Origin of the sequence: Streptomyces fumanus (genome assembly GCF_014655295.1) — a bacterium.
GTDB classification, from domain to species: Bacteria; Actinomycetota; Actinomycetes; order Streptomycetales; family Streptomycetaceae; genus Streptomyces; species Streptomyces fumanus.
This window is the reverse complement of the sequence record NZ_BNBI01000014.1, coordinates 217,848-224,071: the sequence shown is the minus strand read 5'-3', so window position 1 is coordinate 224,071 and position 6,224 is coordinate 217,848. Positions and strand designations below refer to the sequence as shown.

Here is a 6,224-nt window from a genome sequence, read left to right as displayed (position 1 = left end):
GCGAGCTCTCCAACGCGGCGCGGGAGTTGGCCTGGATGGGCGATTCACCGATCAGGATGAAGCACAGCACCCGCGCTTCGTCCGAGAACTCGATGTAATCGACAGGCAGCATCGACAATCCCCATTTCACGCGGCAGCGCAGCCACCGACCGCGACAGAAAGATCGCGAAGTCGGACTGGAGTACCGAGCCGAATCGCGACTAGAAGAAGTGCCAGGAAGCCGTGGACTTGTACCCCGTGGTAGCGATGTTCGCCTGGTACCAGGCCCGGCCGAGGTTCTTGACGCCGCCGTCGTCGTATCGCAGGTAGACATCGACCGGGTTGCCGCCCAGGTAGATGGGGACGCACTCACCCGGGTGGGCGGTGAAGGAACGCAACGGTTCCCACCCGTCCGAGGAGGGCTCGCCGACCTGCTGAATGAAGGAACTGTAGGTGCCCTGCGAGCAGAGCATGTACGCGCCGGGCACACCGTTGGCACTCGCCGTACCGGCGGCCATCCCGACGCTCAGACATGCCACAGCCAAGACAGTGACCGCGCCCTGGCGCAGCCTGCGTGATGCGATCTTCATGCTTGCCCCGATCCTGTGAGGTGGTCAGACCGGCAACCTCAGCAAGCCTTGTCGGGCGACAGGGCCACGGGAGGTCACCGCCCTCCGCAACGGCGAAGTATCCCGACAGGTTCACGGGCTGCTGCCGGTTGCTTGCCGCCTCACCAGGAACGACCTTGACGATCAGAAGAGTGAGTGGTTGACTACTCACACAACGGAGGACCCATCACCGAAAGGCGACAAAAATGTCCGACAACGTAGCGATCTCGGTAAACCCCAGCGAGGAAGAGGTGCGCCCCTCCCTCGCCAAGGAAGCGGAGACCCCGGCTCGTGCCGCACTGACCACCCAAGCCGATCCCGGCTCGAAGAAGCAGAAGCGGATCAAGCGCCGGGTGGCCGAAGCAGCCGTCTACACCGGACTCGGCGCCGTGGCTCTCGCCGAGCCCTGGCTACTGCTCCTCATCGTGCCTGCGCTGGCGATGGCGTTGAAGGATTGATGCATTGGTCGCGCGACTTGGTCGTCCCACAGCAGGCGCCCACTTTGTGACTCGCGCGGTCGAGAGCGACGAGGTGCTGCCGGTCGGCGCGTCGAGAACGGCCATGCGGATTCGATCGCCGACATCACTTGACGGCGCCGGCGGTGACGCCGCGGGTGAGTGTGCGTTGGAAGACGAGGAAGAAGACGACCATGGGGATGACGCCGAGGAGGGCGGCGGCGCTCAGGGCCGTGGGGTCGCTGGTGTACTGGCCCTGCATGACGGACAGGCCGAGGGGGACGGTCTGGTTGTCGTTGGAGATCAGCAGGACGAGGGGGTAGAGGAACTCGTTCCAGCTCCAGACGAAGAAGAACACGCACATCACCGACAGGGTCGGCCAGCTCATGGGCAGGATGATGCGCCACAGGATGGTCCAGCGGCCGGCGCCGTCGAGGGAGGCGGCCTCGATGAGTTCGCGGGGGAAACTGCTGAAGACGGAGGAGAGCAGGTAGGTGCCGAAGGCGCTGTAGGTGATGCCGACGAGGATGGTGTAGCCGAGCTTTCCGTCGTACAGGCCCATCTCCTTGAACAGGTAGTAGATGGGGTAGACCAGTCCTTCCTGCGGCAGGACGTTGACGCCGAGGAAGAAGACGAGGAAGGCGGTGCGCCAGCGGATGCGGCCGATGCCGATGGCGTAGGCGTTGAAGAGGGCGAGGACGACGGCGATGAGGACGACGCCGAGGCTGATCTGGATGCTGTTGACAAGCTTCTGGGTGAAGTCGACGCGTTGCCAGACGTCGCCGATGATGTCCCAGTTCCAGCGTTCGGGCCAGGACAGTGACCCGTGGGCGCGGTAGTCGGCACTGGTCTTGAAGGAGTTGAGCAGGATGATCGCGAACGGGGCGAGGAAGGCCAGGACGAAGACGGTGACCGCGGCGAGGACGGCGTAGGAGCCCGCACCGCGCCTGCGGGGAGCCTTGTTCCCGCGCCGCCGCGTGGGGGCGCCAGGGCCGAAGGTGTGTGTCTTCGTGGTGCGGGAGGTGACGGGGGTGGTGGTGTCGGTGGTCATGGTCATCCGTCCTCGCGGGCCTGGCGGGTGAGCATCGTTCCGGCGATGATCAGCACGAGCAGGGTGATGGTGCTGGAGATCGCGGATCCGTAGCCGACGTCGGCGCGTTCGAAGAAGTTCTGGTAGGCGAAGTAGGCGGGGACGAGGGTGGAGTTGCCGGGGCCGCCGCCGGTGAGGACGAAGATCTGGGCGAAGACCTTCAGGCCGGCGATGGTGGTGGTGACCAGGACGACGTAGACCTCGGGCCGCAGGATGGGCACGGTGATGCGGGTGAAGCGCTGCCACCAGGAAGCGCCGTCGAGTGAGGCGGCCTCGTAGAGTTCGGGGTCGATCCGCTGCAGGCCGGACATGAACAGCACCAGCGGGTAGCCGAGCTGCATCCAGACGAGGACGCCGAGGACGACCCAGAGGGCGAGGCCGGGGTCGCCGAGCCAGTTCTCGGCAAGGGAGCCGAGGCCGATGGTGTCCAGGACGCTGTTGACGGCGCCTTCCGGGGCGAGGATCCATTCCCACATCAGGCCGGTGACGGCGACGGGGATGACCTGGGGCAGATAGAGGCCGGAGCGGAAGACGCCGACGATGCCGTCGCCGTGCTTCTTGCCGATGTAGTCGAACAGCAGGGCGGCCAGGAACAGGCCCAGCAGGGTCGGCACGATGGCGATGCCGATGATGACGAAGGCGATGTTGCGGAAGGAGGCCCAGAAGTCGGCGTCCTGGAAGAGGCGGGTGTAGTTGTCCAGGCCGGTGAAGACGGGATCGCCGATGCCCTGCCACTTGGTGAGGCTGTAGTAGAAGGTCATCACCAGCGGGACGACGAGGAAGAGCAGACTCAGCAGCAGGCCCGGCGCGAGGAAGACGGCATAGCCCGTGGACCGCGGGTGACGTTTGGTTTTCACTGTTGCTCCTGGTTGGGCGGGACGGCTGCGGCGGTGGGCCGGGCAGCCGTCCCCGGAACGCGGTTACCGGCCGGCGGTGCGATGCGGCGACGGCCGGGACGGGAACGTCAGGGCCTGGTCGCGAGGTACTTCTCGTAGGGGGCCGCGAGTTCGTCGAGGACGGAGTCGGCCTTGCCGCCGTTCATGAGGTTCTGCGTGGCGGCGACCCAGGTGTCGTAGTAGCCGGCGACCGGCCAGTCGGGGTAGAAGGCCAGGCCGTCGTGGTCCTGGATCTGCGCGAAGGCTTCGGTGAGCTGGCGGGACTTGGGGTTGGCGATGTCCTCGGGCTTGGCGGCGAGCGGGACGTTGCCCTCCTCACCGATCAGCTTCTGGATCCTGTCGGACATGGTGATGTCGATGAAGTCCGCGGCGAGCTCCTTGTTCCTGGCCTTGGTGGGGACGACCCAGTTGTTGCCGCCGGAACCGAGGGTCCTCTCGCTGCCCGGGTAGGCGGCGGTGGACCACTGGAAGTTCTTGATGTCGGTGGTCAGACCGCCGAACCACCAGTTGCCGCCGACCATGATGGGCCGCTTCTGCGAGACGAACTGCTCGACCATGTCGCTGCCCTTGAGGCCGACGTCCTTCTTGTCGAAGTAGCCCTTGTCGAGCCACTCGCGGTACTTGTCGACGGCGTAGGTCATCTCGGGGCCGTGGAAGTCGACCTTGCCCAGGTAGCTCTGGTACTTGTCGACCCAGGTGTTGTTCGCCTTGGACAGGGCGAGCAGGTAGAGCCAGTGGCTGGCGGGGTGGTCGTTGCCGGCGTTGGCGAGCGGGGTGACGCCGGCGGCCTTGAACTTCGCGAGCGCGGCCTCGAAGCTCTTGAAGTCGGTGGGCTTGTCGACGCCGTACTTCTTGAACAGGTCGTCGTTGTAGTAGGTGAGGACGAATTCACCGTAGTTGGGTATGCCGTACCACTTCTCGCCGCCCATCTCGCCCTTGTCGTCGTAGCGGGCGGTGACGGAGGCGCTGTCGCTGATCTTCCGGTCCCAGCCGTGTTCCTCCACGAGGGGGGTGAGGTCGGTGAGCAGGCCCTGCTTGGCGAGCTGTCCGGTGGTGGCGTTGCCCTTGTTGTACTCCATGACGTCGGGCGCCTTGTCGGAGTTGAGGATCATGCCGGCGTTCTGCTGGATCTGCTCGAACGTCTTGCGCTCGAAGACGACCTTGACGTCGGGGTGGGTCTTCTTGAATTCGGCGATGGCCGCGTCCCAAGCCTTGCTCAGGGCCCCGTCCGCCTGCTCGTAATGCCACAGGCGGAGGGTCTTGCCGTCGCCCTCGGCGGTGCCGGAGCCGCCGCAGGCGGTCAGCGGTGCCAGCAGGGCCAGGGCGGTGACCGCGAGCAGGAGCGGTTTTCTGCGAAGGGCGGAGCGGGTGCGCGGGATGTTCATGGCTGTTCCTCGGTGTGCGTCGTTGCGACAAGGGCGGGCGGTGTCAGCCAGTGGTGCGGCGGCGGTGGACGCGGGCTTCCCACGGCTGCAGGGTGTGCCGCTTCGTGAGCGCGGTGGTGGCGGCGACGTTGGCGATCAGGGTTTCGCTGTGCTCCCAGCCGTCGGGCAGGTCGACGGTGAGGTCGGTGCCGCTGAAGTTGGCCAGGACGAGCAGTTCGGTGCCCCGGTCCGCGTCGTGGCGGGTGAAGGCGTAGAGCCGCTCGTGGTCGGGGTGGAGCATGTGGAAGTCGCCGTGGGTGAGGGCGGGCTCGGTGTGCCGCAGGGCGATCAGGCGGCGGTAGTAGTGGAAGACCGAGTCCGGGTCGGCGAGCTGGGCCTTGGCGTTCACGTGCGTGTGGTCGGGGTTGACGGCGATCCATGGCGTGCCGGCGGTGAAGCCGGCGTGCTCGGTGGCGTCCCACTGCATGGGGGTGCGGGCGTTGTCCCGGCTGCGGTGCCGCAGCCCCCGCATGACGGCGTCGGGATCGGCCCCCTGGGCGGTCTGCTCGCGGTAGTGGTTGAGGGACTCGATGTCCCGCAGGTCGTCGACGGAGGTGAACGGGGCGTTGGCCATGCCCAGTTCCTCGCCCTGGTAGACGAAGGGCGTGCCCCGGTGCAGGTGCAGGACGGTGGCGAGCAGCTTGGCGGAGCGGTCCCGGTGGGCGGGGCTGTCGTCGCCGAAGCGGGAGACCACCCGGGGCTGGTCGTGGTTGTTCCAGTACAGGCTGTTCCATCCGGTGGTGCCCAGGCCGGTCTGCCAGCGGCCGAGGCTGGCCTTGAGGTCGGTCAGCCTCAGCGGCCGGACGTCGAACTTGCCGCCGGGGCCGTGGTCGAGGCCGACGTGCTCGAACTGGAAGACCATGTCCAGCTCACGTCGGGCGGGGTCGGTGAACAGCCTGGCCTGCTCCACCGTGACGCCGGGCATCTCGCCGACGGTGAGCAGTCGGCGGGGGTGGCGGTCGAAGACCTCGCGGTGCATCTCGGCGATGTAGTCGTGGATGCGGGGTCCGCACACGTAGTAGGGGTGGCCGAGACCGTAGCGGGCGCCTTCGGGGACGATTCCGTCGGGCAGGGCCGGGTCCTTGGAGATCAGGTTGATGACGTCCATGCGGAAGCCGTCGACGCCACGGTCGAGCCACCAGCGCATCATCGCGTACACGGCCTGGCGGACTTCGGGATTGTCCCAGTTCAGGTCGGGCTGCTTGCGGGAGAAGGTGTGCAGGTAGTACTCGCCGCTGGCGATGTCGTACGTCCATGCGGGGCCCGAGAACCACGACTCCCAGTTATTCGGTTCCGCTCCCGGTGTGCCGGGCTCCATGCCCTCGCGGGGCGGGCGCCAGATGTACCAGTCGCGCTTCGGTCCGTCCGGTCCGCCGTCGCGGGAGGCGGTGAACCAGGCGTGCTCGTCGCTGGTGTGGTTGACGACCAGGTCCATCACCAGTTTCATGCCGCGCTCGTGCACCGAGGCCAGGAGCCGGTCGAAGTCGGCGAGGGTGCCGAAGAGCGGGTCGATGTCCTGGTAGTCGCTGATGTCGTAGCCGTTGTCGTCGTGCGGCGAGGGGTAGACGGGGGAGAGCCAGAGCACGTCCACGCCGAGTTCGGACAGGTAGTCCAGACGCTCGATGATGCCCTGGAGGTCGCCGATGCCGTCCGCGTCGGAGTCGGCGAAGGAGCGCGGATAGATCTGGTAGACCACCGCGTTGCTCCACCAGGAGTCGGCGGGGCTGGCTGCGTTTTCCGGCACGTCAAACCTCATCGTGTGGGATCTGCTA

The 6,224-nt window shown here is 66.7% G+C and carries 6 protein-coding genes; 1 reads left to right on the top strand and 5 read right to left on the bottom strand.

Annotation, left to right across the window (positions count from 1 at the left end; translation table 11 throughout):
• Positions 1-200: 200 nt before the first annotated feature.
• A complete protein-coding gene (locus IE316_RS28640; protein WP_190207415.1) occupies positions 201-569 on the bottom strand; it encodes a hypothetical protein in 369 nt (122 codons plus the stop codon).
• Between the two features lie 224 nt (positions 570-793).
• Between IE316_RS28640 and IE316_RS28635 the strand changes: the two genes are divergently transcribed.
• Positions 794-1,045 (top strand): hypothetical protein, encoded by a 252-nt coding sequence (locus IE316_RS28635; RefSeq protein WP_190207414.1) that lies wholly within the window; start codon positions 794-796, stop codon positions 1,043-1,045.
• Positions 1,046-1,169: 124 nt separating this feature from the next.
• Here the strand turns inward: IE316_RS28635 and IE316_RS28630 are convergent, their stop codons facing one another.
• From IE316_RS28630 to IE316_RS28615, 4 genes are all read right to left on the bottom strand, one after another.
• Complete coding sequence (locus IE316_RS28630) at positions 1,170-2,093, bottom strand: carbohydrate ABC transporter permease (RefSeq protein WP_190207413.1); 924 nt, start codon at positions 2,091-2,093, stop codon at positions 1,170-1,172.
• 2 nt (positions 2,094-2,095) lie between these two features.
• Positions 2,096-2,989, bottom strand: coding sequence for a carbohydrate ABC transporter permease (locus IE316_RS28625; protein ID WP_229910593.1), 894 nt, complete (start codon positions 2,987-2,989; stop codon positions 2,096-2,098).
• 107 nt (positions 2,990-3,096) lie between these two features.
• On the bottom strand, positions 3,097-4,413 hold the full coding sequence (locus IE316_RS28620; protein WP_190207412.1) for an extracellular solute-binding protein: 1,317 nt from the start codon (positions 4,411-4,413) through the stop codon (positions 3,097-3,099).
• 43 nt (positions 4,414-4,456) lie between these two features.
• Positions 4,457-6,196 (bottom strand): alpha-glucosidase, encoded by a 1,740-nt coding sequence (locus IE316_RS28615; protein ID WP_229910592.1) that lies wholly within the window; start codon positions 6,194-6,196, stop codon positions 4,457-4,459.
• Between the last annotated feature and the right edge of the window lie 28 nt (positions 6,197-6,224).

Excerpts from the sequence above, each read along its gene's own strand:
- IE316_RS28640 (WP_190207415.1), bottom strand. The coding sequence starts at position 569 with ATGAAGATCGCATCACGCAGGCTGCGCCAGGGCGCGGTCACTGTCTTG.
- IE316_RS28630 (WP_190207413.1), bottom strand. The coding sequence starts at position 2,093 with ATGACCACCGACACCACCACCCCCGTCACCTCCCGCACCACGAAGACA.
- IE316_RS28620 (WP_190207412.1), bottom strand. The coding sequence starts at position 4,413 with ATGAACATCCCGCGCACCCGCTCCGCCCTTCGCAGAAAACCGCTCCTG.
- IE316_RS28635 (WP_190207414.1), top strand. The coding sequence starts at position 794 with ATGTCCGACAACGTAGCGATCTCGGTAAACCCCAGCGAGGAAGAGGTG.